Source organism: Lactococcus sp. S-13 (assembly GCF_004210295.1).
Lineage (GTDB): Bacteria > Bacillota > Bacilli > Lactobacillales > Streptococcaceae > Lactococcus.
The window spans coordinates 62,486-86,767 of the sequence record NZ_SDAK01000002.1; the positions used below are offsets into that span (position 1 = coordinate 62,486).

Annotated in this window: 29 protein-coding genes and 3 pseudogenes; 11 read left to right on the forward strand and 21 right to left on the reverse strand. The window is 33.6% G+C overall.

Annotated features, from left to right (window positions below; all coding sequences use genetic code 11):
- The first annotated feature begins 225 nt into the window (after window positions 1-225).
- Entirely contained in the window at window positions 226-510 is a 285-nt protein-coding gene (locus EQJ87_RS11850; RefSeq protein WP_425268342.1) for a protein rep, read from the forward strand.
- Here EQJ87_RS11850 and EQJ87_RS10975 read toward each other — a convergent pair.
- The 13 genes and pseudogenes from EQJ87_RS10975 to EQJ87_RS11605 all read right to left on the reverse strand — a co-directional run.
- Window positions 503-1,513 (reverse strand): annotated as a pseudogene (locus EQJ87_RS10975) (DNA topoisomerase); the annotation flags it as partial. The gene EQJ87_RS11850 and the pseudogene EQJ87_RS10975 sit on opposite strands and share 8 nt — an antisense overlap.
- 151 nt (window positions 1,514-1,664) lie before the next feature.
- A complete protein-coding gene (locus EQJ87_RS10980; protein ID WP_002338419.1) occupies window positions 1,665-2,984 on the reverse strand; it encodes an IS1380-like element ISSsu5 family transposase in 1,320 nt (439 codons plus the stop codon).
- Between the two features lie 227 nt (window positions 2,985-3,211).
- Window positions 3,212-3,739 (reverse strand): phosphoribosyltransferase family protein, encoded by a 528-nt coding sequence (locus tag EQJ87_RS10985; RefSeq protein WP_002294507.1) that lies wholly within the window; start codon window positions 3,737-3,739, stop codon window positions 3,212-3,214.
- 43 nt (window positions 3,740-3,782) lie between these two features.
- The gene (locus EQJ87_RS10990; RefSeq protein WP_002294505.1) at window positions 3,783-4,646 is read right to left on the reverse strand and encodes an aminoglycoside nucleotidyltransferase ANT(6)-Ia; all 864 of its coding nucleotides are present in this window, start codon (window positions 4,644-4,646) and stop codon (window positions 3,783-3,785) included.
- A gap of 32 nt (window positions 4,647-4,678) precedes the next feature.
- Window positions 4,679-5,413: a class I SAM-dependent methyltransferase gene (locus tag EQJ87_RS10995; protein ID WP_000662263.1), complete on the reverse strand. Its 735-nt coding sequence runs from the start codon at window positions 5,411-5,413 to the stop codon at window positions 4,679-4,681.
- A complete protein-coding gene (locus tag EQJ87_RS11000; protein WP_000233000.1) occupies window positions 5,394-6,263 on the reverse strand; it encodes a nucleotidyltransferase domain-containing protein in 870 nt (289 codons plus the stop codon). The genes EQJ87_RS10995 and EQJ87_RS11000 overlap by 20 nt, the downstream gene beginning before the upstream one ends.
- Before the next feature lie 14 nt (window positions 6,264-6,277).
- A complete protein-coding gene (locus EQJ87_RS11005) occupies window positions 6,278-6,502 on the reverse strand; it encodes a helix-turn-helix domain-containing protein (RefSeq protein ID WP_000205227.1) in 225 nt (74 codons plus the stop codon).
- A gap of 142 nt (window positions 6,503-6,644) precedes the next feature.
- Complete coding sequence (locus EQJ87_RS11010; protein ID WP_190289096.1) at window positions 6,645-8,207, reverse strand: recombinase family protein; 1,563 nt, start codon at window positions 8,205-8,207, stop codon at window positions 6,645-6,647.
- Window position 8,208: 1 nt separating this feature from the next.
- Window positions 8,209-8,625, reverse strand: a complete 417-nt coding sequence (locus tag EQJ87_RS11015) for a recombinase (RefSeq protein WP_000323438.1) — start codon at window positions 8,623-8,625, stop codon at window positions 8,209-8,211.
- Window positions 8,626-9,078, reverse strand: a complete 453-nt coding sequence (locus EQJ87_RS11020) for a DNA recombinase (RefSeq protein WP_223804552.1) — start codon at window positions 9,076-9,078, stop codon at window positions 8,626-8,628. It abuts the gene before it with no gap.
- 355 nt (window positions 9,079-9,433) lie between these two features.
- A pseudogene (locus tag EQJ87_RS11025) lies at window positions 9,434-10,111 on the reverse strand (DNA topoisomerase); the annotation flags it as partial.
- A gap of 15 nt (window positions 10,112-10,126) precedes the next feature.
- On the reverse strand, window positions 10,127-10,729 hold the full coding sequence (locus EQJ87_RS11030; protein ID WP_001062586.1) for a recombinase family protein: 603 nt from the start codon (window positions 10,727-10,729) through the stop codon (window positions 10,127-10,129).
- Window positions 10,730-10,742: 13 nt separating this feature from the next.
- Window positions 10,743-10,913, reverse strand: a complete 171-nt coding sequence (locus tag EQJ87_RS11605; protein WP_000713595.1) for a hypothetical protein — start codon at window positions 10,911-10,913, stop codon at window positions 10,743-10,745.
- 301 nt (window positions 10,914-11,214) lie between these two features.
- Here EQJ87_RS11605 and EQJ87_RS11035 point away from each other — a divergent pair, with 301 nt between their 5' ends.
- From EQJ87_RS11035 to EQJ87_RS11610, 8 genes are all read left to right on the forward strand, one after another.
- Complete coding sequence (locus EQJ87_RS11035) at window positions 11,215-11,436, forward strand: hypothetical protein (RefSeq protein ID WP_130124694.1); 222 nt, start codon at window positions 11,215-11,217, stop codon at window positions 11,434-11,436.
- A 64-nt stretch (window positions 11,437-11,500) separates the two neighbouring features.
- A complete protein-coding gene (locus EQJ87_RS11040; protein WP_129300423.1) occupies window positions 11,501-12,340 on the forward strand; it encodes an McbB family protein in 840 nt (279 codons plus the stop codon).
- Window positions 12,333-12,941: a hypothetical protein gene (locus tag EQJ87_RS11045; RefSeq protein WP_130124695.1), complete on the forward strand. Its 609-nt coding sequence runs from the start codon at window positions 12,333-12,335 to the stop codon at window positions 12,939-12,941. The genes EQJ87_RS11040 and EQJ87_RS11045 overlap by 8 nt, the downstream gene beginning before the upstream one ends.
- Window positions 12,942-12,945: 4 nt before the next feature.
- Window positions 12,946-13,899, forward strand: a complete 954-nt coding sequence (locus EQJ87_RS11050) for a hypothetical protein (protein ID WP_130124696.1) — start codon at window positions 12,946-12,948, stop codon at window positions 13,897-13,899.
- 9 nt (window positions 13,900-13,908) lie between these two features.
- Window positions 13,909-14,946, forward strand: coding sequence for a YcaO-like family protein (locus EQJ87_RS11055; RefSeq protein ID WP_130124697.1), 1,038 nt, complete (start codon window positions 13,909-13,911; stop codon window positions 14,944-14,946).
- Window positions 14,947-14,967: 21 nt separating this feature from the next.
- The gene (locus tag EQJ87_RS11060) at window positions 14,968-15,648 is read left to right on the forward strand and encodes a hypothetical protein (protein ID WP_021721732.1); all 681 of its coding nucleotides are present in this window, start codon (window positions 14,968-14,970) and stop codon (window positions 15,646-15,648) included.
- 5 nt (window positions 15,649-15,653) lie between these two features.
- The gene (locus tag EQJ87_RS11065; RefSeq protein WP_032946499.1) at window positions 15,654-16,247 is read left to right on the forward strand and encodes an ATP-binding cassette domain-containing protein; all 594 of its coding nucleotides are present in this window, start codon (window positions 15,654-15,656) and stop codon (window positions 16,245-16,247) included.
- 90 nt (window positions 16,248-16,337) lie between these two features.
- Window positions 16,338-16,496, forward strand: a complete 159-nt coding sequence (locus EQJ87_RS11610; RefSeq protein ID WP_190289097.1) for a hypothetical protein — start codon at window positions 16,338-16,340, stop codon at window positions 16,494-16,496.
- A gap of 29 nt (window positions 16,497-16,525) precedes the next feature.
- Here EQJ87_RS11610 and EQJ87_RS11070 read toward each other — a convergent pair whose 3' ends face one another.
- Window positions 16,526-17,206 (reverse strand): IS6-like element IS1216 family transposase, encoded by a 681-nt coding sequence (locus EQJ87_RS11070; RefSeq protein WP_013646119.1) that lies wholly within the window; start codon window positions 17,204-17,206, stop codon window positions 16,526-16,528.
- A 274-nt stretch (window positions 17,207-17,480) separates the two neighbouring features.
- Between EQJ87_RS11070 and EQJ87_RS11075 the strand changes: the two genes are divergently transcribed.
- Window positions 17,481-17,930: a hypothetical protein gene (locus EQJ87_RS11075; RefSeq protein ID WP_130124645.1), complete on the forward strand. Its 450-nt coding sequence runs from the start codon at window positions 17,481-17,483 to the stop codon at window positions 17,928-17,930.
- Window positions 17,931-18,130: 200 nt separating this feature from the next.
- Here the strand turns inward: EQJ87_RS11075 and EQJ87_RS11080 are convergent, their stop codons facing one another.
- From EQJ87_RS11080 to EQJ87_RS11840, 5 genes are all read right to left on the reverse strand, one after another.
- Window positions 18,131-18,466, reverse strand: a complete 336-nt coding sequence (locus EQJ87_RS11080) for a hypothetical protein (protein ID WP_130124698.1) — start codon at window positions 18,464-18,466, stop codon at window positions 18,131-18,133.
- A 23-nt stretch (window positions 18,467-18,489) separates the two neighbouring features.
- The gene (locus EQJ87_RS11085) at window positions 18,490-18,969 is read right to left on the reverse strand and encodes a nucleoside 2-deoxyribosyltransferase (protein ID WP_130124699.1); all 480 of its coding nucleotides are present in this window, start codon (window positions 18,967-18,969) and stop codon (window positions 18,490-18,492) included.
- Window positions 18,953-19,507 carry an LOG family protein gene (locus tag EQJ87_RS11090; RefSeq protein ID WP_130124700.1) on the reverse strand — a complete coding sequence of 185 codons (555 nt, stop codon included), beginning with the start codon at window positions 19,505-19,507 and terminating at the stop codon, window positions 18,953-18,955. The genes EQJ87_RS11085 and EQJ87_RS11090 overlap by 17 nt, the downstream gene beginning before the upstream one ends.
- A 2-nt stretch (window positions 19,508-19,509) precedes the next feature.
- A complete protein-coding gene (locus tag EQJ87_RS11095) occupies window positions 19,510-20,160 on the reverse strand; it encodes a deoxynucleoside kinase (RefSeq protein WP_130124706.1) in 651 nt (216 codons plus the stop codon).
- A gap of 836 nt (window positions 20,161-20,996) precedes the next feature.
- Window positions 20,997-21,098, reverse strand: coding sequence for a putative holin-like toxin (locus tag EQJ87_RS11840; RefSeq protein WP_370449783.1), 102 nt, complete (start codon window positions 21,096-21,098; stop codon window positions 20,997-20,999).
- 452 nt (window positions 21,099-21,550) lie between these two features.
- On the opposite strand from EQJ87_RS11840, the pseudogene EQJ87_RS11100 reads away from it, so the two are divergent.
- Window positions 21,551-22,708: pseudogene (locus EQJ87_RS11100) on the forward strand (IS3 family transposase).
- Window positions 22,709-22,959: 251 nt separating this feature from the next.
- Here EQJ87_RS11100 and EQJ87_RS11105 read toward each other — a convergent pair.
- On the reverse strand, window positions 22,960-23,064 hold the full coding sequence (locus tag EQJ87_RS11105) for a putative holin-like toxin (RefSeq protein ID WP_071519507.1): 105 nt from the start codon (window positions 23,062-23,064) through the stop codon (window positions 22,960-22,962).
- 501 nt (window positions 23,065-23,565) lie between these two features.
- Window positions 23,566-24,282: ACR3 family arsenite efflux transporter (gene arsB / locus EQJ87_RS11115; protein ID WP_130124701.1), on the reverse strand; the 717-nt coding region annotated here is incomplete at its 5' end.

A 24,282-nucleotide genomic window follows, 5' to 3' on the forward strand; every position in this document is an offset into this window, starting at 1 on the left:
GAAAAATCAAGGGTTTTAGTGGACAAGACAAAAAGTGGAAAAGTGAGACCATGGAGAGAAAAGAAAATCGCTAATGTTGATTACTTTGAACTTCTGCATATTCTTGAATTTAAAAAGGCTGAAAGAGTAAAAGATTGTGCTGAAATATTAGAGTATAAACAAAATCGTGAAACAGGCGAAAGAAAGTTGTATCGAGTGTGGTTTTGTAAATCCAGGCTTTGTCCAATGTGCAACTGGAGGAGAGCAATGAAACATGGCATTCAGTCACAAAAGGTTGTTGCTGAAGTTATTAAACAAAAGCCAACAGTTCGTTGGTTGTTTCTCACATTAACAGTTAAAAATGTTTATGATGGCGAAGAATTAAATAAGAGTTTGTCAGATATGGCTCAAGGATTTCGCCGAATGATGCAATATAAAAAAATTAATAAAAATCTTGTTGGTTTTATGCGTGCAACGGAAGTGACAATAAATAATAAAGATAATTCTTATAATCAGCACATGCATTCTTAATCACTTGGATATATTCTTTTTGTTTTAACGCTTCAATAATACTTGCTCTTGTCGCTTCTGTTCCGATCCCCTCGACTTCTTGTAAAATCTTGATTGCTTCTTCATCATCAACCGTTTTATTAGCGGTTTTCATAGCAGTTAATAATGTACCCTCTGTAAAAGCTTTCGGTGGTTGTGTTTCTTTTTCGGCACTCTTAACGTCAACCTCGGCATGTTCTCCAATGATAACCAAGGGTAACGTTTGAACGTCCTCTTTTTCTTCTTTGGTTTGTTGTTTGAAAAGAATTTTCCAACCTTCTTGTTTTGGTGTCTTTCCGATCGATTGAAACAGCAAATCAGCTACTTTCGTTTGTATCTTGGTTTCTTCATACAAGTAATCAGGTAAAAACATGGCAACGGTCGTTTTAACGACTAAAGCATATATTTTTCGTTGTAAATCGTCCATTTTTGCTAATGCAGATTCGGTAGGTACTTGTTTTGTTGGGATAATGGCGTGGTGTTCCTGTACCTTACTACCGTCCACATAACGCTTTCTAGGCTCTGTTTGAACCATTTCGAGATCAAGTCCTAAAAAACCGCTATATTTGCCAAAATTTGCTTTTAAATAAGCAAATTCGTTCTCTGTAATAAATGGTGTATCTGTTCTTGGATAACTCAATAATTTTGCTTCATACAGTCCTTGCATAGCTTTTAAAGTTTGGCTTGCTGTCGCTTTATAAAGCTGATTGACTTTTGATTGTAAACTACTTAAAGAAAACAAACTCGGACTATTCGTTTTCTTCTCTTTGGTTTGAACATCAGCAATTATCCCCTCTTGATTGCCTATTTTAGCTTGTTTAGAAGAAACAAAGGATAAAAGTTCCTCTTGGCTCTTAAAACGCTGTGTGGGGCTTAGAACGCCCTTAAACGACCCTTGGTTTACTTTTATACTAGCTTCCACCTCGAAAAAACCTGAATAATTCATAGCTCTAAATTTAACCTGTTTTTTTGAACAAATTGCCAATTTTTAAATTAGGCAGATACTTTCTTCCAAAATAATGTGTTTTCGAACAGGATGCCTACGGAAGAAGATCATAATAAAAATTATTTGTCTATTTAAGGGCAGACGAATCCCTTGAAAAAGAATCGGTTAAAAAATTTGTGTGATAACTAGTCTAAATCCATTGTTTGGATCGCCGCAGGCGTTCAAAAACCTTATAAAATTCAGTTTGATACACATGATAACTTGACAGTTTGAGATAGACCTGTCTCCCAGTCTGAACAAGTTTACCGGCTACTTTAAGCAATATCAGCCGGATGGAATGAATCGTCATGCCCTGGTTCACTTTATCAAAACCAATGCTTTTTAAAAAATTAACGAGGTTGTATGCAAGGACACTGATCATCATTCTGACATGATTTTCTAAGAAACGCGGGCTATCTGTTTTATCGAAGTAAAAGCCACCTTTCGCTTCTTTGATGAAATTTTCCATTGTTCCTCGCTTGCCGTAAAGAGAAAATATGACTTCAGGCGAGACATTGTCGGATAGATTAGTCACAATAAACGCATGATGAAATAGCAATTCTCCTCCTTCACGGACGGAGCGTATACAGACACGACGAGGTTTCGACCAGGATTGTGCTTGATAAGGTAGTGAAAAATACTGCACTTCTCGCTCTTCCCATTCTTGATTGTCCCCGTAAAGAACAGAATGTTCAGCTAACTGACTTAACCTCCGATTGCTCTTTAATCGGATAACGTACTGGCTTTCAGTTGCTTCACAAGACTCATACACCTCTGGTGTGGCGAAGCCGCTGTCACCCCGAACCAATATCTCGGTATGAGGTAACGTGCTCTTGTAGTGGTGTAAAAGCGGGTTGATAAAGGCTTTTACCCCTTTAGATGTGTACTGATTGCCTGAACGCAGTTCAGCTTTTAAGAAATCTCCGGTCAGTCCATCAAAGGCAACTAATGGGTGATAGCCGTAGGTTTGATAATGGGCATTATAATCTGTTTGTTCTTGGCGTCCAAAGGTATCCGAATGTGTGGAATCGACATCAATGATTAACTCGGTGTCATTGCGAATTAAACGTGCTTTATCAATCAATGACTGATTTAATGCTTGGAGTTGATCGATGTTCTCCTCGGTGAAACGATCCAGAAACCGTGAGATTGAGGATTGTGATGCCAACTGTTTTTTACCGAGTACAGCTTGAAAGACAGGATCCCGTCTTAATAGATTAGCTGATGAGTCTGCCGAGTAACCAGCAATTAATTGCATAATAAGCTGTTCCAATATCGCTAAGTTATCATGGGTAAAATAAGCCCGATGATCTGTAATATGGAGCCATTGTTTAGCTAAGTGCGAAAAGCCGAAGGTATTCATTAATTCTTTAACCAGGACTAACCCCGAATCACTTGATAGACGACCACCGGTATGTGAAATAGTGATATTTGAATTGAATTTAACTTGATTTTTGTGTAAGCTAGTCATGAGAAGAACTCCTTTCTTATGGTTGGTTTCGTCACCTTTACCATAGCAGAATGGGGTTCTTTTTTCATCACTTAAGGGGTGAAACTAAAAAAGTAATTATCAGACTGCCGTTAGGCAGTTTCAGACGGTTTCAATTAAAAAGTATGAATTATTCAGGGTAAACATCTTTCGTTGTATTGTAAATTAACGCCATCCAAAATTTTGATTCAAGATTTTCTTTCGGTTTATTATATGTTTGAGCCAATATAAGCTACAAAACTGCTGTCTATCCATTTTTGAGTAACCTCATTTATATCAATCCCAATAGTAGCCAACCCAATAATGCTGCAATCCAATTTCTCTAACAAAGCTATTAAAGCCTTCATTTGAGAACCTGTCTCTATCCAATCATCTACAATCAAAACTCTTTTGTTCCTCACAATAGAACTCTTAGATATTTCAAAGCTTTTATCTTGACCTGAATAGTCGGTAAAATGTGTCGAAATAATCTCTTCTTTTGCGTATGGCAGCTTATCACCTTTTCTTACTCCAATAAACCCCACTCCAAGTTCTTTGGCTATGGCAGTGCCTAGTATCCATCCAATTGCTTCTGGGGCAGCCACATAATCTACTTTATTTTGAAAATCCAATGATAGTACTTTTACAATTTTATCAAAAACGGTTTTATGTGTAAAAATAGTTAGTAAATCATATTTTCCAATTGAGTTACGAGGTAATATACCTCTAATTTCATTTATAACATCAGTACTTTCCATACATTTACACCCCTTGCTTATGGTTAATAATCTTTGCTAATCTTTAAAAATAGTCATTTTCAACATATTTTTTATACATGTCCTCGGTATATCTTGTTATGTTCTTACCATACTCTGGATAATCAAACCCCAGTAGTTCTGCTACCTCTTTGGACACTTCCCTGAACAATTGGTGGCATATAAATAATGACTTCCAAATATTTTCATAGGAATCCATGCGATATGTAGATAATAATCTATTCCATAGATCTTCATCAATGTATTTGTTAATATACTTATAATTTTTCCCAACACTTAATGAAAATTCTGTCTTTATCCCAACCTTCCACGACATCATCCTAAGTAGTTCAAACCGTAGAATCTGGTTCAGATGATCGATTGCAAACAGTATCTCTTTGCGGCACAATCCTTTAATAACATAAGGTGTTACATTCCAAAATTCATTGCAGCAATCATCATACTCCCTTGCGCTTGGCTTTCTTACATGATAATCTATATCAGTCGGAACTATGTCCCTTTTAATTCTACAATCTTTATCAATTAGAACCTTTATTAATTTATCGCCCTTTAGGTAATTATCTAACTCTTCCAAGGGCAATAAGGTAAGATCAATTTTATTGTAATCATCAAATAGCATAAGATAGGAAAATCCCTTTTCTTCAGGTGGGAATAATTCCATATCCTCCGGCTTTTGCATCATTATTATATTCCCAAATTGATTAAGCCAGTCATCATTAGATATAAACGGTTCTATATCACTTACAAAATATGTAATATCATAATCCTGAAATTCATCTTTAGGTATATTAATATTTGCGCGTGACCCCTCAAGGGTCACAATTCGAATACGTTCATCCTGTTCTGCTAAAGAAAGTACTAAATCCATCATTTCTTTTTCTGATCTCATTTACATACTCCTCGTTTATTTTTTCTATATTATTACATCTTCTTTTTTGCCGATACAATCAGCATCATTGGGCGTCGCATTTCATCCGCCATCCCCGGAATATCCATCATGTTCTCTGGCGGCTGTGGCTCCACAATCTGATTTATTATAAAACTATTTGAAAGCAGTGTATTTAGATATGTGGTCAGTGTTCTATGATATTTTGTAACCTTTTCTTCCAAAAACATAGCTGTCCGTTTGCCCTCATAATAATAATTGTCCACCGGGAAATGCAGTATTTCTCCTTTTTCGTTATAATACCAGTCTTGTGTTCCATGAGCAGTAAAAACAGGATGTTCAACTGTAAAAACTAAATTGCCACCAGCCTTCAGCATCCTATATATCTTTTTTATTAAATTCTCATAGTCTGCTACATAATGAAACGCAAGCGAACTTAGTATTACATCAAAGCTCTCCTCTGGGAAATCCACATCTTCTATGGCACAGCATTCATATTCAATCTGTGGAAAATGGGTTTTTCCTTTTGCTACTTCGAGCATTTTATGAGAAATATCAACACCTACTACAGAGGAAGCACCGTTTTCCATCGCATATATACAGTGCCATCCATAGCCGCATCCTAAATCAAGCACACGCTTACCCTTAAAATCAGGTAGCATCTTTTTCAAAGTCTCCCATTCTCCCGCACCAGCCAGTCCTTTCTGCGAGCGACTCATTTGACTGTATTTTTGAAAAAATATATTATCATCATATTTGTTTTCTTTCATCTGAACTCTCCTCGTTTAAAAAGTTATTTATCTCCGATACAATTTCATTCACTTCTTTATAAAGTTTCTCGGTCATATCGTAGCATTCAAAAAGAGAAAGACCGAGTACTTCAAAAATATGATTAACTCTTTCGGCATATTTTTCAGGTTTATATTCAAAAGTTTCAAGCAGTTTTATAGCTTTCTTTTCGTTAATGCAATAAGCATTATTACATGCAAATAGTACTTGATTTAAGCATGAAATAATACGAAAAACATGGCCTGCAATATAATATTTATCCTCTACCCCCGCATTTGCTTTTACAAACATTAAAGAGAATTCAGCTTCAAATATAAAAAAGTTCATCAAGCTTTTCTTTAGAGCAGTAGGGTAAATTTCTGCCTGCTTTTTTAATTCGCATAAGCTTTCGTTCTTAGCATATAGTATTTTACTAATCGCTAATTCTCCACGATACATTGCACTTATATAACCATGGGGATGCCCGGTCTGATAATTGGCAGTAACAATTCCTTGCTCCGTATCTTTGATTATTTGTTCTACCCGTTTTATATCACGTAAAATCAAGTCAACATGATACCCATTTATAAATAACCATCCGCCGCCATTAATCCAATCACCCCACGCTCCGGGAGGCACAACAAGGTTGTTTCTATTTTTATCATCCAATTCTGTAGCAATTTGATTAATCGCTGTCAGGTCAAATGAGTCTGAATTGTAATAGATTCCGATATCTATATCAGAATTTTCTGTATGGGTGCCTCTTGCACGTGAGCCCCCTAATACGATGCCTTCTATAAAAGGCAAAGATGATAATTTCTCTGTTACTATTTGAATAACATTACCTACCATATAAACATCCTCCTTTATTCGTTAGATATTTTTATTTCTTCTCCATCTGGTAAAATAAATGCCTGCACAAACTTGACACCTAGCACATCAGCAATGGCCTTCAACTCATCCAAGGTTACTGTTTCTCGTTGTAATTTTTTATTGAAATTCTGTGGAGTCTGGCCAATACGTCTAGCAAGTTCGGAAACACTTATATTCATTTGCTCACACAGTTCTTTAATCATTTCTGCCGTAGTCATACAGCACCTCCAAGTTTACGCTAAGAATATTATAAACCATTTGGTTGATAAACACAATAGTTATTAAAATATTATTATAATCAGCAAGCAAAAGAAAACCCACAACTCTACTGTAGAGTCATGGGCTATTTACTTCTGGTTTTCATATTTCCATTTCGATGCCAGATTTGAAGGCTATGACGAAGTGGCCTTCATAGACTGTAACGCTCTGGATTATCTTCCTTACAAGCTTATCATCATATTCTAAGGTGCGGAATTTGTTCTTGCGGATAAATTCAATCAGCTCATTGATTCGCTCGTTCTCGCCACTGAGGGAGGCATCTTCTACTAAAAGGATCTGTCGCTTGTCTCTCAGCTCATCAATCTCATCTGCTAAGTGGTCATAGTCTTGACCCTTGTTCGCCAGCTTGATTAGTTCTTTTTGTTTTTCCTCTAGTGAGTTGTTAATCTCTGAAATTTGGTATTCTGTGGTTTCGCCAATCACAGCATGAATATTCTCTTCCAGTGTCTTTATCATATTGTTCCCACCTGCAAGTAGCTTATTAATCGCAGTCATTACTGCACCATAAAGTTCATCTTCTTTTACGGTTCGGTTCTTACAAACTTCAGGACCTTGCTCGATTCTAGTCACGCATCGCCAGACAAATTCTTTTCTTCCGTGGATATTCCAATAGACCCGTCTATAAATATCGCCACAATCTCCACAGAAGGTGATGGCACTTAAAGCGTACTTGCTACTGTAAATTCTTTTGTTCTTGCCTTCTCCTGTGTAGATATTGCTTCTCCGATGAATTTCTTCTTGCGCCTGCAAAAATAACTCTTTAGGAATAATCGCTTCATGGCTATTTTCAACATAATATTGGGTAACATGCCCTTCATTTTTCACTCGTTTCTTGGTCAGAAAATCTACTGTGACAGTCTTTTGCAGAAGGGCATCTCCGATGTATTTTTCGTTTTGAAGTATCTTCTTAACTGATTCTGGTCGCCATCTTGGTTTTCCCGCTGCTGTTAAAATACCATCCTTTTCAAGGGCTCGACCAATGCCCACTAGACTCTGACCCTCAAGGTATTCTCGGTAGATGCGTTTGATAATCTCAGCTTCTTCGGGGACAATAGTTAAATTTCCATCTTCATCTTTCGTGTAGCCCATAAATCGCTTATGGTTGACCTGCACCTTTCCTTGTTGGTATCGGTACTGTAGCCCAAGCTTAACGTTTTGTGAAAGGCTCTGGCTTTCCTGCTGTGCCAAAGATGCCATAATAGTCAGCAAAACCTCACCTTTGGCATCCGTGGTGTTGATGTTCTCTTTCTCAAAATAAACTGATATGTTCTTATCCTTGAGCTGTCTAATGTATTGAAGGCAGTCTAGGGTGTTACGCGCAAATCGGCTGATGGATTTTGTAATAACCATGTCGATGTTACCGTCCATACACTCTGCAATCATGCGATTAAATTCGTCACGCTTTTTAGTGTTCGTACCAGAGATACCATCATCTGCAAAGATGCCAGCAAACTCCCATTCATTATTTTTCTTTATAAACTCTGTATAGTGTGAGACCTGAACCTCATAGCTAGAATTTTGTTCTTCTGTTTCTGTAGAAACACGGCAATAGGCAGCAACACGAAGTTTCTTTATCTTTTCTTTTGCGGCTGTACTTCCTACTCTTTTACGAGCAGGAATAACCATTATATTTTTCTCTGTCACTTTATTCCTCGCTTTCTATCAGACTGTATAAGTATTCTGCTCGTTCAAAAGGATCCACTGGCATCTTATTATCTGCCTTTTTCATTTTGAATCGTTCTTTGGGAGGGGGAGAGGTGAAAGCGGCAAGCTCTACCACTCGTCCTAAATCCTTTGCACGTTTATCTCTAACTTCTTCAGCTTTATCAAATATCTCTTTATCAATAATTGCTGGATACGTATCATTTCCAAGGTAGTTGACGTTTTTCAAAATGCGCCCCATCACAGAATGTGTCTTTTCAATACCTGCCTGTTCGCCAGCCACTGTAAGGGATAGTCCTGATATGTATTTCTCAAAGAATACCTTTACTTGACCTGCTGCCTTTTCATCGACAGTAACCACTCCATCTTGAATTTTGTATCCATATGGAATATATGCCATTTATCTCACCACCTTTTCTTTCAGGGAAAGACCGCATTTCAAATTGAATGTCAGCTCATCCCTGGAATTTACAATGATGTTCACTACAAATTCTTCAAATAGTTCTTCCGTGTAGTCACCATTAAAATTATCTGCTGACACATAATTAATGAGGTCCTTTATCTCGTTTGCTCGCAAAACCCCACTCGCAGAGTTCGTTACCAGGTTTGTTTTTTCGGTAGTAAGATTTTTAATCTCACTATCTAAAACATTTCGTTCCTGATTAAAAAGAGCAGGTTCTAGGAAACCTTTGGACATCAGTGCAATAAGGGTATTGCGTTCTTCCAATAGTTGCTCCATTAGCTTATCAATAGCGTCCATTCTTTCACGGTCGCTTTCTTCATCGATTTGGCTAACTGACTTGAAAAGTGGTTCTAGGATTAGCTTATGACTGAAAGCAAGCTTATTCATCATGGTTGTCAATGTGGCTTTGATTTCCCCATCTCGCAAAAACAACATGGAGCAACTTTCTTTATCTTCGATACTATCTCAACATGTGTCGTGGATAAGGTAAGTATGTAAAATGGTATGTGGAACATAGTGATTTGCTGTAAATGATTTGCTAACTACTTTAGTTCTTTATACAAAGTATAAATCGGATATTTTATTATTTTTTCTTTTATATCTTCTGAGATTAGGTCAAAGTATTTGTCCGCTAAATCAGAAAGGGGTTCTTTTTTCATCACCTAATGGGTGATGAAGCAGAATACTTTAAAGACTATTAAATCAATGTTAGGAAAGACTATTAGTAAAACTATGAATTATTCAGGAAAAAAGGTTCTTTTTTAAAGTTTTCTATTGCTTCCTGGCGTTGATAAATGAGATATAAAGTCGGTGTTTGTACACGTCCTAATGAAAATGTACCTTGTACGCCTTTTTGTTGTAAATTCAAGGTATATAAAGGGCTTGCGTTCATGCCGATCAACCAATCGGCAATTTGGCGTGTTTGCGCTTCTTGATAAAAGGGATAGTAATTCATTCCTGGTTGCAAATTTTGAAAACCGCTTCGGATCACATCTTTTTCTAAGCTATTGATCCATAATCTTTTATACGTTTTATCTTTAGAAAAGGCATTTGCTTTATGGATAATCGACCAGGCGATATTTTCACCTTCTCTGTCGCTATCTGTTGCGACAATAATTGTATTTGCCTTTTTGAGAAGTTCAGCAACAATTTTAAACTGCTTTCCCTTATCTTTTGCAACTTCAAAATCGTATCGATCAGGAAAAATCGGCAAAGATTCAAGTTTCCAGTTCTGCCACTTTTCGTTATAATGACCTGGTTCTGCTAATTCGACTAAATGCCCAAAACCAAAGGTGATAAACGTTTCATCTGTAAATAGTGGGTCTTTGATCTCAAAATAACCGTCTTTTTTGGTGCTTTGTTTTAAAGCACTTGCGTAGGCTAATGCCTGGCTTGGTTTTTCAGCTAAAATAACCGTACTCATTAACTATCCCTCTTTTCATTGTTTTTTTCTTTGATCTACTGTCACGTTGTATCTTGATCGATACCTTCTAAACGTTCGGCGATTAATTCCAGTTTGTTCTTCAACTTCTTTATCGGAACAACCATTCAAAAATAAATCGAAAGCGTGTTGTAAACGTGGATCATTTTCTTTGAATTTAGGTTGTCGCCCTTTGAATTTTCCTTTTTTCTTAGCAATTTCAATTCCTTGGGCTTGGCGTTCTTTAATTCGTTTGCGTTCAGATTCCGCTTGGTACTTATACAATTCAATCACTAAATTATTAATCAGCCGTCTTAAATTTTCATCTTCAATACCATTCATTGAGGGTAAATTTAAGACTTCCAGGGTTGCCCCCTTAATTTGAATTTGATTCATCAATTCTGTTAATTCTTTATTATTTCGTCCTAATCGATCTAATTCAGTAACAACAACTATATCCCCTTCACGAATATAGTTAAGCATAGCTTGTAATTGTGGGCGTTCGACCGATTGACCGCTTAATTTGTCTGAAAAGACCTTAGAAACGCCCTCTAACGCTTTCAGTTGTCTATCTAAGTTCTGTTCTTTGCTACTGACACGTGCATAACCAATTTTAGCCATTTTCAACCAACCTCTAAAATTCTCTCGGTTGCAATAACCAATCAGCTATATCTACTTTTTCAATTTCAAATTGCTTATCAGAAATTGTCTTTTCGTAAGCGATAAAATCTTGCGCATATTGTTGCTCATTAAAAATAGCCACCACTTCGTCATTTTCTAAAACTCGATAAATAAATTTTTTCATTTTACTCCTCCTATTATGCCCAACTTAAATGACCTATTCACCAAGTCAATTATACTGCTAAAACCATATTAGGACAAATAAGTATACCCTGTCGTCCTCTGGAAAATAAACCACCTCAGAGATTTATTCTAACAATTATTTATTTTGGGGTTTCGTACCCAATAATTTAATAGTAGACAAATGTGGGTTTATATTAAAAATCTCAATGTTATTTCATGTTATTTTTTGACTTTTCTGTTATATTATATTATTATGAATTGTGAGAATAATTATAATTCTCTAGAAAAAAGGAGGGTTTAGTATGAAAACTAGAAACAAGAGAAGTAAACAAGGTGTACAAATGCAGGATTCTTTAATGTCTTCAAAACTTTCATCACTAAATGGCGCTGGTAACTTACCATTTTCCACTTCAAGCATCTCTCTTGAAAAAGGGAGCGGTGGCGGTGGTGGCGGCGGCGGTGGCTGTTGCTGTTGCTGCTGTTGCTGTTGTGGTGGCGGTTCTGCCACACAAGAAAAATTTTAAAATTGTATTGATAGGAGAAAGCGTAACTTTCTCCTAATTTTGTATTTAAGATGGGAATAGTTAAATGAAATACCAAGTGAATCCTTATTTAATTTATGAATTAAAAAAAGAACAAACAACTATTATACAAACTAAAGAGTCTTCATTTGCAACCAAAAATAGTTTTTTAATTAATTTTTTGAATTTCTTAGAAGAAAATAGTATTGACTTAATATCTTATACTGATATGAAGAGTATTTTTAATGATGAAAAATCATTACAAGAGTCGATTGATTTTCTAGTTAATAATAAAATTTTCTCTTTTTATAAAGAAAGACATCTTTCAAATAAAAAGGAGATACTAATTTTTTCAAATAATACAGATTTTGTCGATCTAGCAACAATGTTTTGGGAAAACCTAAAAATTAAATCCTTAAATGAACTAGAAGAACAATGTTACGATAATAGAATTATAATTATATGTTTAAATCCTTTTAACCTTTCAGAGCTGAAAAAACTTGCAAAGAAGTGTAAAGAACATCCAAGCAATATCTATAAATTTATTTTTCCTTATAATCATAGTATCTATATCAGTAATTACTACTCTGAGGAGTGGGGAAATCCTTGCCCTTTATGTTTTTTTTATAGTATAGAGGCACAACTGAGAGGCAGTCAGACGGGAGTAGATAACCTTAACTTTCAAGTGATGGTAGATCTTTTTTATAGAGAAAGCGGAAACTTTGAGTATGATGGGTTGCTAGATAAAGAAGATTGGATATCTGTTATAAATGAGTTAAATAAAGAGTTTAAATTGCCAGAAACAATGAGTAATAAAATAGATGATGTTTTAAAAATTGACTTATCTAGTTATTCATTAAGTTATGATACTTGCTATCATTGGGAAATGTGTGATTGTTATGAATAAACACTACTGGAACGAGTTTTCCTCCCAATATATAGATAAAGATACAGAAAAGAAAATACTGAAAATTTATCAGTATTCACTACCTAAGACAAAAATAAATACTTCTTCTAATATTGAAATTAACCAACTTAGAACACCTGATATCGCTATTGATAAAGTTGATGTTAAGTTAGTCCAGTCTGTTCAAATAAAGCGTATATTTTTCCAGATAAAAAAATATGTGAATACTAATGACTATATATTATGCTTCCCTGTTATAGCAGTATCTGAAGCCATAGATTCATTAAACCCAGGTATATATATGTTTGATATAAGTAAAGATTCAATTGTTAAAATCAGTAACGAAGTAATATTTACTGAAGAGACTCAAAAAATACATGTTTTTTGGCTGTTGGATTTGGAAAATGCTTTGATTGTTTACGGTAGAACAGCTTTTTACCAAGGAATCAAACACACGATGAATGTTAGGGAGAAGGTTTACGTTGGAACAAAAAAAGAACCACTTCCTCTATTTAATAATCAACAAAAAATATTAAAAACCATAGGAATAAATCCAAGACTAGCACTGTTGATTGAGTGTGATAGCATTATGGAGAAATAGAGCTATGTTTGAAAAAATGCATTATAATTATGGAATTTCTTCTAGCGTCCAAAAAAATTATTGGACTTTGTTTTATATTAACGGAAATAAGATAAAGCGTGGAGACTATTATAATCCAAGTGATGGTACTTCTGTTTGTACGGAAAAAGAACTAGCTATGAAGAAAAGCTATAGTGAGTATCAGGAAAGATTCTTACTAGGAGTGGGGGGATATGATAGCAGAGGCTTCTTTGTTACTTACGGTGAAACTAAAAAGTATGGGTTTATTGATACAACAGGAACAGCCACTGGATTTAAATCAAGTCTAGTAATAAATAAAGCATTAAGTGAACTTATTGAAAAAAACGAACTTTTATATTTCTGGTACACAGATATTGGAGATAGATATAAAATTAATTTCACTCAAGAGAATTTTAAATTTATAAGAAATTTAAACTTTTTAGCTAATGAGTTTATAGCAGTTGCAGTGAAAAATTTTTCAAATTATTATACTGTTATAACACTGAGTAGATTTGAAAATCAGATAACAGGTTGCGGTATATCTTGTAGTGATTCTATAGAGACTGCTCTTAACAATGCTTTAGTTGAAAATAAGTTGATTGAATGGCAGAATTTCAAAAACAATGCCTCAAAATTTTATGATTATACATCTAAACATATTGTTGAAATAAGTCAATTTATAGATTTAAAATTCAATTTAGAAAAAAGTTATACTTGTAACACAAAAGTTGATTTCTTAGGAGATAAAGATATAATTTTGAGAGAAGATATTTTGACGCCTGAGATAATATTATTAAATAATAGACTAGGGAAAAGTAAAACAATAAAGATTGTCTCTAAATATTTTTTAAATTGTATCCCATCAAAAGAATTTATAGAATTATCAAAGGGTCAAGGAATTTTACAAGACATTAATATTAACTTGAAGGATTTCCAAGTAGATTGTTTTATAGTATAGGAGAAAAGTATGAAAGGATTTTTATTAAATGATGCAAGAATATTTTCACAGAAAGGTTTATTTTTGAATCATCATTTTAATAATTATATGGTTAGAGAAGACAAACAATATGTTAAATCTTATGAAGTGGGTTTCAATGCAAGAGCTTCAAACCTGAAAAAAGTTTTTGGAGAATTTTTTGAAAGAGAAGTTTTGATAAATAGTAACGATTCACAAAACAGTGAAGCTGTTGTTAATTATTTATCTGAAAATAATTCTAAATACCTCGCTAAAGGAATATTTATCTCTAAAGATAGATTTGTTGATTCTAATGGTATGGCTTCTCACACTAACTCAAAAGAAGTAATTAAAACGGCTTTTTTTGAGTTTTTTGAAAGACAGTCATTTTTAACAAACTTTCTTTCGCAAACTGCAGTCCCAAGGCTTTTGTTTGATAATGAAGAATCACTCATTATAGCAGATAACTATTTAAAAAATTATGTTGATAAAATAAACTACTATGATGTATCATTAGATCGCTCTTTACATGTTGTACTTTGCATTGGATATGGTTCAAAAAAATGTATTGGGTTAGGTACTTCTACTGAAATTAAAGAAGCAATTAAAAAAAGTCAGATAGAGGCACTACAATACTTTGCTCAAGATATAAGTAAATTTAATTCTAAGGATATGTTAGATAGTTTATCCCAGGATAAAAATGATTTTTACCACGAAAAATTTGACCAATTGTCTGTAGAGGATTTTATAAAAAACTATAGCTATTTACTTCATAATAACTTACTATCTAAGCAGGTAATGGACCAAGAAAATAGTTTCGTTCTTCCAGACTTTTTAGAGAAAATAAAAAAAGACTTTAATATAAATCCTGTAATTGTTATGTTTGAGTCTGATCAAACCATTCCACATCTAAAAATTGTAAAAATATATGATGAAAATTGGTTTCCTCATATGAATCCTAATTTTTATAACAAAGAAGTTTATAAATTTGTATCCAAATCAATAAATAAAGATTTATTGACTTCAATAAAATATATTCCATTTCCTTAATAAAATGAAAGAGAGGTTAATATGTCAGAAGTAATAACACTTTTCCGTTTAAATATATTACTACTATTGAAAGATAAAGTATCACTAGTTTGGTCTCTGTTGCTACCTACTATAATGCTATTTATAAACAGTAAAGAGATTACATCAATTAATAATTTATCTTATTGGTGGATTTATATTGTTTTTAATTCATTTATCTATGGGGTAGGTGTTTTTGCTCTACAGGAGAAAGATTCAGGAGCACTATCCATAATATTCTCAATAAAATGGATTCCCAAACAATTTTTTTTCGGACTGCTATTGACTCAGATACTATATAGTTTGTTTTGTTTAGCATTATTCAATATCATTCCAGTAGTTATGTTTAACTTTAATTACATAGAATTAATGTTTTTTTCACTTTTGGCAATTTTGATTACGATTCCAGTAGCATTTGTTGGATACAATATCACATATTTTAAAAATCTATATGCTTCAACAATCAGCTCAATTTGTAATATCTTGGTTTTTCTGTGTTTTATTATAATTAATGTAAGAACACCTTTTAATTTTATCAATCCCTTTTTAATTATAGGGAATGAATTAGGAAATTTTATGGATGGAAAAATTAACCTTATATATATAATCATAAGTCTGCTCTTAATAGTAATCAGTTTACCAAGTATTATTTATTTTAAGCCATTATCCAACGAAAGTAGGTGACTATTGTGATATCAGTCGAGAATTTGTACATAAAGGAAATTGATAGAACTATAAGTGTAAAATTTAGCAAAGGAATAAATTTTTTAAAAGGATCAAATGGAAGTGGCAAGACTTTGTTGTTAGACTATCTTAGTGGTTTAAGAAAATTGAAGAATAAAAAGAATATAAAAAATCAAAATAGTAACGTCTATATGAGACAAAATTTTTCTTTTTATACTAAGATTACAGCTTATGAATTTATAAATTTTATTGAAAAATTGAATGGCTATTCAGTTCAACATTTTTTTGATTTTTTAGAAGAATATGTACCAAACTATGATTTTAATTTATATAAAGCTAAAAAATTGGGATTACTCTCAGGTGGTGAGAGAAGATACCTATATATATTAGCTATATTGAGCATCGAACGAGATTTATACATATTAGATGAACCATTTTCAAATATTGATCAAGAAACAAAAGAACAACTCATAAAATTAATTGAAAAAATTCATTATAAGAAGAATTCAAATTTTATAATTACCTCACACGAATTACTTACTTTTGAGAATATGAACGTTTTTGAATTTAAAGATATTAGTTCAGCTGGTAAGATATAAAAAATGTTGAATAAAAATAATAAAATGATTAAAATGAAAGAGTAAACAAAACACAAATTATTATAATCATAATGGTATTTGGGGATTAGAATGGCAATAAAAAAAGTTGTAAATACTGCTTTTGTTATAACTGCTTTAGGTTTTTCGTTTTTTACATTTTTCACTTCTGACCAAAAATTTTTAATTATCAAATCTTTTTTGGCACTACTTTTGATGGTTTTAGCGGTTCTGTTGCAAAGTTTTAAATAAAGAATAAAATCCCTTACGGTATCTATAATTTAAGCTGGGATTCCCAATAATACCTTGATTTCAGTACAGACCGAAAACCCGAAGAGAGTGCCTTCTTTTCGGGTTTTCTTATATAATCCTCGGATGGCTTCCATGCCTTTAATCGTGGGTGAGGCAGTGCGTAAACTTCGATAGAATTTATTGCGTCTCTTTACTGGACGATGGTCTTGTTCAATCAAATTATTCAGGTATTTAATGGTACGATGTTCTGTCCCTTGATAAAAGCCGTATTCTTTTAGTTTCTTAAAGGCACTTGTAATAGAGGGGGCTTTATCTGTGACTACAACCTTCGGTTCATCAAACTGCTTCACTAACCGCTTAAGAAAAGCATAGGCTGCTTGTGTGTCCCGTTTTTTACGTAACCAAATATCCAAGGTTAAACCATCTGCATCGATGGCTCGATACAAATAATGCCATTTTCCTTTAATTTTGATGTACGTTTCATCCATTTTCCATGAATAAAAGGATTTTTTATTTTTCTTTTTCCAAATTTGATAGAGTAGTTTGCCATATTCTTGCACCCAACGATAAATCGTCGTATGAGAAACGTTAATGCCACGATCATATAAGATTTCTTGAACTTCACGATAGCTAAGGTTATAACGAAGATAGTAGCCCACGGCTACAATAATCACATCCTGCTGAAATTGCTTTCCTTTAAAATGATTCATCGTCATTCCTCCTGCTATCTTTTTCTATTATTCTACCTTATTTGATAGTAGATTTAAAACTTTGCAACAGAACCCTTTATCCTAAATCTACGCTATAGGTAGACTTAGGATAAAGAAAGTTATACGTAACAAACCCAAAAAGGCGCTAAAGTCTAACCTGCTTCGGCGTCTTTTTACTTTTTATCCTTAATCATTGACACTCACATTTTGAATATGTTATAATAAGTTTGTAGTCGGAAGTGCGACTAACGACTTTCAGGTTTAAGGAGGTAATATGGACATTAAAGATGTAATGACAACAAGAGAGCTTGCAGAAGCATTGAATCTAAATCAAGCTTATGTTTTGAGAAGAGCCAAGGAGGAGTTGGAAATGAATGTTGATTACAGAAGTACTGGGAAACGGAGTTATATATTTGCTCCATCTGCTTATGAAAAAATGAAAGTTAAAGCAATCCCAAAACTGGTAAAAGCAGCGATGTTGCCCAATTTGCGTATATACTTAGAATTTGATAATGGTGAAAGTCGTTATTTAAGTTCTCAGTTAGAACAAGATTATTTTAAAAATATTAAGAAGATAAGAAACTGGGCAGTGGGATTTAATATGATTCCAACGATCTCATGGCAAGGAACTGAGTCATCAATTGATGAGAATGGTAATTTAAAAATAGCTGGTAAGACTTATACAAGCCAAGAGCTTTATGAAAAAAGCACTCATCATATTTGAAATGATACTCCTTGAACAATTATCAAATAACTAGACGTATCCCCCCTCAAGACTTATGAGGGGTTTTCTTTTACTCTCAAAGAATTTACATCAATAATGAGATATAAAAAGAAAAAAACTCATAACGGTTAAGTTATGAGCTGATATACTTCTGTCCATCTATTTAATAATAACTATGATATCTTTGCCCAAAAGAATGATTAAAAATATTTTATCAAGTTTACTAATGCCTCTTCATCCAAAAGTTCAGTAAATTCATTTTTATATTTTCTGATATAAGGCGCAAAAGTCTTGTATAACTCTAATTGAGCTTTCTCTAGGGTAGTTTGAGATATTTCTAATTTTTTTTGAGCCTTATGAACTTTAAACTCTGCAATATCAAAGAGAACATTTTCTTCAGTTTGTATTTTCTGTTTCTCTATCAAAGTTTTTGTTTTATTCACAAGAAGATATAATACTTCTGGCTCTCTCACCATAAGTTCCATAAAATTTTCTTCTAGGGGCTCTCTGTTATTAGAGCAAATTATACTAGTCATATTTTATCCTTTTTTCAAACAAATTATTGATATTTACCTGTATAAGGAAGAGAAGGTGACATCAAAAAATTATAATTACTAACCTGATCTTGATGAGTAAAGAAAGCACGATTTCGCTCGGTTAACATGATATTTGTAGGAACAGTTTCTTCAAATTGAATTAAATAAGTCGGTTTGCCTTGTGCAATCGCATAGCCTAACTCCCAAGCAGTACCAGAATCTGCATCTTGTCCATCAAAATCAGTAATAGCCACAATGACATCCGCCTTTTCCACTTCCTTAATGTCATTTTCCATGGTCACTTTTGCCCATTCAGGTGTAAATTCTGCCACATCATCTGCTAATTCTTCTGGTCTTTGACAACGCATCGGACTAAAAAAAGAAGAAACAGTCTCATTACTATTTAAGGCATTTTCAAGAAGTTCAACCTTTTTTATTTGCTTATCACTAAAAAATGGTCCCGCCAAATAAACTTTTACTGGCTCATTAAACAAGTTGTTCATATTTTAAATCTCCTAATAGTTTTATAGCTTCATCTGTTGTTTCTACGAGGTGCATCACTTCAACAACTTCCAAACTTAACATCTCTTCTTCAATTTGAACCTTAATCATTTCAAACAAAGAACGGTAAAAATCTTTCCCAATAAAGATAACAGGTCGTATAGATGTTTGCCCAATTGACATTTCAGTCAATAATTGAAAAGCTTCTTCCATTGTTCCAAAACCTCCAGGAAGAATAATGAAAGCTTCACCTAAATCTATTAATTTTCGCTTGCGCTCATCCATTGTTTTAGCCATGTATAACTCTGTCGCATCTTGTCTAGGTGGTTCTAGAGGGAGTATGCCATCAGGGTAAACAGCAATAACCTCTCCATTATTTTTTAGAACCGCATCAGAAACAACCCCCATACAGCCCTCTTGGGACCCGCCATAGACAAGGCGATGCCCAGATTGAGTTAAGAGCTCCCCTAAATGTTGACTTCTTGTACGATGTATTGGATTTTTTCCATCTCGAGCTGATAAAAATACTGTAACATTCATGTTTAATTCTCCCGTTCAATTTCTTTTAGCTTTTCTTTAATTTGTTCCAAGACCAAATTTCTTGCTTTTTCGTTTTCTACAAAATCATATTGATCCCCATCAATTTGAATTTTAGGGCAGACGTCAAATGATTCAAACCATTCTTCATATCTTCGATTAAGTTCTTGGTAGTAGTGATATAAACTTGGATCATATTCCAACTGCTCAAATACTCGTCCTCGTTTTTTTATTCGCTCTAACATTTTGTCAAAAGAAACACTCACATGGATCAACAAATCTGGACGTTTTTTAAATTTGAGCGTATCAATTTCCTCAAGCATATTTTCTAATAATGAATCATAAACTTCAACTTCGATATCTGTTGCTCGCCCCAAATCTGCATTGAGGTGAAAAAGTAAACTATCCTCATAAATTGAGCGATCAAGAACATTATTGTTATTTGATAAAGCTTTCTTAATTGAATCAAAACGTTTATTTAAAAAATAAATTTGAAGTAAAAAAGCATATTTCTCTGGATCTTTATAAAAAAGCGGAAGCACCTCGTTGTCATCAACGCTCTCATAAAAAGCTTCCGTATTCAATTCTTCAGATAACATTTCTGTAAGTGAACTTTTCCCAGCTCCAATTGTTCCTGCTAATACTAACACTGTCATCTTATCCTTCCTGACTATATACTTATTCTGCAACCCTGTAATTACAGATATTGTTCTTTGTATAATGAATGCAACTGTGCTCATTATATGAATCAAGCACATTTAATAGCCCATCTCCAAAAACTATATGTTGTGTCTAAAACGTTATTTATTATAACACAACACAATATATAGTGACGCTTTCAAACTACAAAAATGTAAAACTTTTTTTACATTTTTGCTTTAAGCGTTGTTACGTCTGCTTTTTTGGGACTTGGAAAATTTAAAGAAATTATAGCCTATAAATATCATTCTTATCTCATAAAACTTCAGCTTAATTTGTATATTGTTCCGTTTTAACAAAAACCAAAAACAAAAAACTGCCAGATTACACAGCTCTAGCAGCTCTTATATAAAATTTTTAGTAGAATGTTAACCCTAAAAATTTTTAAACCCTATTTATATTTTCTAATTCCTCAGAAAGTATCCATTTTTGGTAAAGGGGATGCACTCATCACTTGAACATAAGTCTCCAAAAGACTTTGAAAAATATAATTCTTAAATGCTCTTAACTTCGTGTCTCATTTTTTGTTGACTTTCCACTTGCAAAGTTTTTTTGTAGGTGCTGCGAAACGAAATGTTGCCTTCTCTTTTTATCGTGCTTTCCTTTAACTTTTAATCGCTACACTTAAATTTTTAAATAAAGTGTAGGGTGAGTTCTTCTTTACTAAATTTTGATTTATGATATAATTAGATTATAAAAAGGACTTGCGCTAACAAGTCCTAATGTAGCCGTTTTAAGAACGGTAGCACATATCAATTCAAAAAAATGATCGATTACCTGCTAAGTAGAACGGTCATTTTTTGTTATTCGTATTTGTAACAAGAACCATCAAGGTCGCAAAAGCAATCATGAGACTCAATGCCTGAAATACAGTCAAAAAATTTTCGCCTTTCATGTTTTGTGAGGTCTGCTCACGAAAAAATCATAAGCACCACCTCCAATCAGGCTACCGTTCATAAACTCTACCTCATTATTATAGCAAAAAAACCCTTCGCAAGCCATCATGACTAGCGAAGGGTTTTCATTTTATTCTCAAAGAAATTACATCTCCAATTCATCAGATTTATCATAATCATTCGTCACATCACGAGCTGTTCCAGAACGCTCAGCTTCGAGACTTTCTTTCAAATCATTGTATCGTTCCATCTTTTCTTTATACTCTTCTTCTTTTGGATAAGGAGCATTTTCTGCTTCTTCAATTTTGATGATTGCGGTTCTAAGGCGGTCAATTTCATTTAACGTGTTTTCAAAATCACGTGCAATTCCTTCTGGAGCTATACTATAAAAGTAGACACAAATTAGTGTGTTATAATCTGTCTAAGAAGACACAAAAATGAAAGGACTTTTATGTCAGGCTTTAAACGTTATGACGAGGAATTTAAGCAATCTCTCGTTAATCTCTACCAAACAGGTAAAACTCAATCCGAACTCTGTAAAGACTATGGAGTCTCCCCTTCTGCACTTGCAAAATGGATCAAGCAGTACTCTCAAGTTCGTCTTGAAGATAATACGGTCTTGACTGCTAAACAGATTCAAGAATTACAAAAAAGGAATGCCCAACTCGAAGAAGAAAATCTTATCTTAAAAAAAGCGAGTGCCATATTCATGCAAAACTCCAAGTGAGACTAAAAGCCATCTATCGACTCCGATTTGAACACACGACAGTTATGCTCTGTCGTGTTTTACATGTCAATCGTTCCACCTACTATAACTTCATAAACAAGAAGCCCTCAAAACGTGAAATAGAAAATCAATGCTTGAGAAAATTACTCCTTGAGATTTATATGAAAGCCAAGAAAAGAATTGGAACGAGAGCTTTTAAAATCATTCTCCTGCGTGATTATGGCGTTAATATTTCTGAGGGGCGTATCTTAAGACTTCTCAAGTCTATGACACTCCCTAAAATGTCAACGATTAAACCTCGAGTTAAATCAAAACACTCTCCTGCATTTTCTTCTGATAATCTCCTTAAACAAGAATTTAATCCGAAGTCACCCAATCAAGTATGGACAACTGATTTCACTTATATTTCTATAGGACATAGACGGCATGTTTATCTCTGCGTCATCCTTGACCTCTACTCTAGAAAATGTATTGCTTGGAAAGTAAGTGACAGGATTGATGCTAAACTTGCCTGTGACACATTAGAGATGGCTATAAATAAGAGAAAGCCTAAGGAACCAATCATTTTTCATTCGGATCAAGGAAGCCAATTTAAATCAGCTTCCTTTAGAAAAATATTAGATGAGCATCAGTTGCTTGCTTCTTACTCCAAACCTGGATATCCTTATGATAATGCCGTCACTGAGGCCTTTTTCAAATACCTCAAACAACGGGAAATAAACCGAAGAACTTATCACTCCATTCAAGAAGTTCAACTCTCTTGCTTTGAATACATCGAACAGTTTTATAACAACTATAATCCTCATTCGGCAAACAATGGATTAACTCCAAATCAGAAGGAAGAGAATTTTTTTAAGAAAATATAGCTCATTTTATGTCTAAATATTTGACATTAGTCCATATTTGATATTGATCCAAATTATGGATAGGAAAGTGTCTACTTTTAAGGCTGTATCAAGATAGCAACATTGACTATTCCTCTCCTATTCTTGACAAAAAAACCAAACTATCCTATAATTAAGGTATAAAAAAAGAACGTGCTAGTCACACGCTCTCTCTGTAAAACCGTTTAAGACGGTAGCAAATTTTTCAACTAAAAAAATAATTGTCAAGCTCGCTAAAGTTTAAGACAATTATTTTTTTTTGTCATTTTTAAGCAGTTTAACAACTAAAGCAATCAAAGCAATGGTGAACATACCAAAACTAAATATCACTTGAATTGTCTCATATGCGGACAAACAGGCATCTCCTCTCTATAGATTTTGATGTTTACTTTCATAAGCACCACCACCTCTCAAAGATAGCCACCGTCTTAACTTTTCTACAAGTGATATTATACCATGGTTACCTTGTTTTAGCACCCCTATACTGCTATATACTCCTATCTCCTCACCTATAAATTTATTAAAAAATTTTATTTTCCTTCCAAATATTTCATATTTTACATATATTCTACCAAAAAAATCAATAAAGAGAAAAGTCGTTAGAAACTCCTAACAACTTTTGATTTTATATAACTTCAATTAACCTCAAAAATACTTCTCACCACAATGAATGAAGTTTCATCTTCGGTTTTTAAAAATCGATAATTTTCGGAAACATGCTCAATTGCTTCATTCATATTATTAAATTCTTTTTATAATGCTAGATCCGTTATTCTCAACCGTAAAATTGGGTAATGATTTTTCTTTAAATGAAGAAAGAGAGTTAAACTTGAATTTCATTTCAAAGTCCTCCATCTACACTTCAAATTTTTCTTTATCTTTAAAGTATTTGTTTTTCATTTTAAGTGCAACATTAACCAAAGCAATCATAACTGGAACTTCCACAAGTGGACCAATTACTGCAGCAAAGGCTTCGCCTGAGTCAATCCCAAATACACCAACAGCGACAGCAATCGCGAGCTCAAAGTTATTGCTTCCTGCTGTAAAGGAAAGAGATGTTGCTACTGGATAGCTCGCTCCCATTTTCTTAGACATAAAGAAAGATATAAAGAACATCAAGACAAAGTATAATAGAAGGGGAATCGCAATTCTTACTACATCAAGTGGTAATTCTACTACTTTATCTCCTTTTACTGCAAACATAATAATAATTGTAAATAAAAGAGCAATCAATGTAAGACGACTTACTTTGGGAATAAATTTTTCTTCAAACCATGTTTTACCTTTAAGTTTTATCAATCCAAAGTGGGAAATAATCCCTGCAATGAAAGGAATCCCTAGGTAAATAAACACTGAAGTTGCTATTTCACCAATTGTAATATGTACGGTATAATCTCCTAATCCCAACCATTTTGGAAGTAAAGTTACAAAGAAATATGCAAAGATAGAATAAAAAAATACTTGGAAAAGAGAGTTGAAAGCTACAAGACCTGCCGTATACTCGCTATCTCCATGTGCTAAGTCTGTCCAAACAAGAACCATAGCAATACAACGAGCAAGTCCTATCATAAT

Bases quoted from the DNA above. Each gene is read 5' to 3' on its own strand.
- EQJ87_RS11000 (WP_000233000.1), bottom strand. From the start codon at position 6,263: ATGGTAGGTAATGTTATTCAAATAGTAACAGAGAAATTATCATCTTTG.
- EQJ87_RS10985 (WP_002294507.1), bottom strand. From the start codon at position 3,739: ATGGAAAGTACTGATGTTATAAATGAAATTAGAGGTATATTACCTCGT.
- EQJ87_RS11005 (WP_000205227.1), bottom strand. From the start codon at position 6,502: ATGACTACGGCAGAAATGATTAAAGAACTGTGTGAGCAAATGAATATA.
- EQJ87_RS11070 (WP_013646119.1), bottom strand. From the start codon at position 17,206: ATGAATCATTTTAAAGGAAAGCAATTTCAGCAGGATGTGATTATTGTA.
- EQJ87_RS11055 (WP_130124697.1), top strand. From the start codon at position 13,909: ATGAAAGGATTTTTATTAAATGATGCAAGAATATTTTCACAGAAAGGT.
- EQJ87_RS11090 (WP_130124700.1), bottom strand. From the start codon at position 19,507: ATGAATGTTACAGTATTTTTATCAGCTCGAGATGGAAAAAATCCAATA.
- EQJ87_RS11045 (WP_130124695.1), top strand. From the start codon at position 12,333: ATGAATAAACACTACTGGAACGAGTTTTCCTCCCAATATATAGATAAA.
- EQJ87_RS11020 (WP_223804552.1), bottom strand. From the start codon at position 9,078: ATGATGAATAAGCTTGCTTTCAGTCATAAGCTAATCCTAGAACCACTT.
- EQJ87_RS11095 (WP_130124706.1), bottom strand. From the start codon at position 20,160: ATGACAGTGTTAGTATTAGCAGGAACAATTGGAGCTGGGAAAAGTTCA.
- EQJ87_RS11060 (WP_021721732.1), top strand. From the start codon at position 14,968: ATGTCAGAAGTAATAACACTTTTCCGTTTAAATATATTACTACTATTG.
- EQJ87_RS11840 (WP_370449783.1), bottom strand. From the start codon at position 21,098: ATGAAAGGCGAAAATTTTTTGACTGTATTTCAGGCATTGAGTCTCATG.
- EQJ87_RS10980 (WP_002338419.1), bottom strand. From the start codon at position 2,984: ATGACTAGCTTACACAAAAATCAAGTTAAATTCAATTCAAATATCACT.
- EQJ87_RS10990 (WP_002294505.1), bottom strand. From the start codon at position 4,646: ATGAGATCAGAAAAAGAAATGATGGATTTAGTACTTTCTTTAGCAGAA.
- EQJ87_RS11030 (WP_001062586.1), bottom strand. From the start codon at position 10,729: ATGGCTAAAATTGGTTATGCACGTGTCAGTAGCAAAGAACAGAACTTA.
- EQJ87_RS11080 (WP_130124698.1), bottom strand. From the start codon at position 18,466: ATGACTAGTATAATTTGCTCTAATAACAGAGAGCCCCTAGAAGAAAAT.
- EQJ87_RS11085 (WP_130124699.1), bottom strand. From the start codon at position 18,969: ATGAACAACTTGTTTAATGAGCCAGTAAAAGTTTATTTGGCGGGACCA.
- EQJ87_RS11035 (WP_130124694.1), top strand. From the start codon at position 11,215: ATGAAAACTAGAAACAAGAGAAGTAAACAAGGTGTACAAATGCAGGAT.
- EQJ87_RS10995 (WP_000662263.1), bottom strand. From the start codon at position 5,413: ATGAAAGAAAACAAATATGATGATAATATATTTTTTCAAAAATACAGT.
- EQJ87_RS11040 (WP_129300423.1), top strand. From the start codon at position 11,501: ATGAAATACCAAGTGAATCCTTATTTAATTTATGAATTAAAAAAAGAA.
- EQJ87_RS11075 (WP_130124645.1), top strand. From the start codon at position 17,481: ATGGACATTAAAGATGTAATGACAACAAGAGAGCTTGCAGAAGCATTG.
- EQJ87_RS11050 (WP_130124696.1), top strand. From the start codon at position 12,946: ATGTTTGAAAAAATGCATTATAATTATGGAATTTCTTCTAGCGTCCAA.
- EQJ87_RS11850 (WP_425268342.1), top strand. From the start codon at position 226: ATGTGCAACTGGAGGAGAGCAATGAAACATGGCATTCAGTCACAAAAG.
- EQJ87_RS11015 (WP_000323438.1), bottom strand. From the start codon at position 8,625: ATGGCATATATTCCATATGGATACAAAATTCAAGATGGAGTGGTTACT.
- EQJ87_RS11605 (WP_000713595.1), bottom strand. From the start codon at position 10,913: ATGAAAAAATTTATTTATCGAGTTTTAGAAAATGACGAAGTGGTGGCT.
- EQJ87_RS11610 (WP_190289097.1), top strand. From the start codon at position 16,338: ATGGCAATAAAAAAAGTTGTAAATACTGCTTTTGTTATAACTGCTTTA.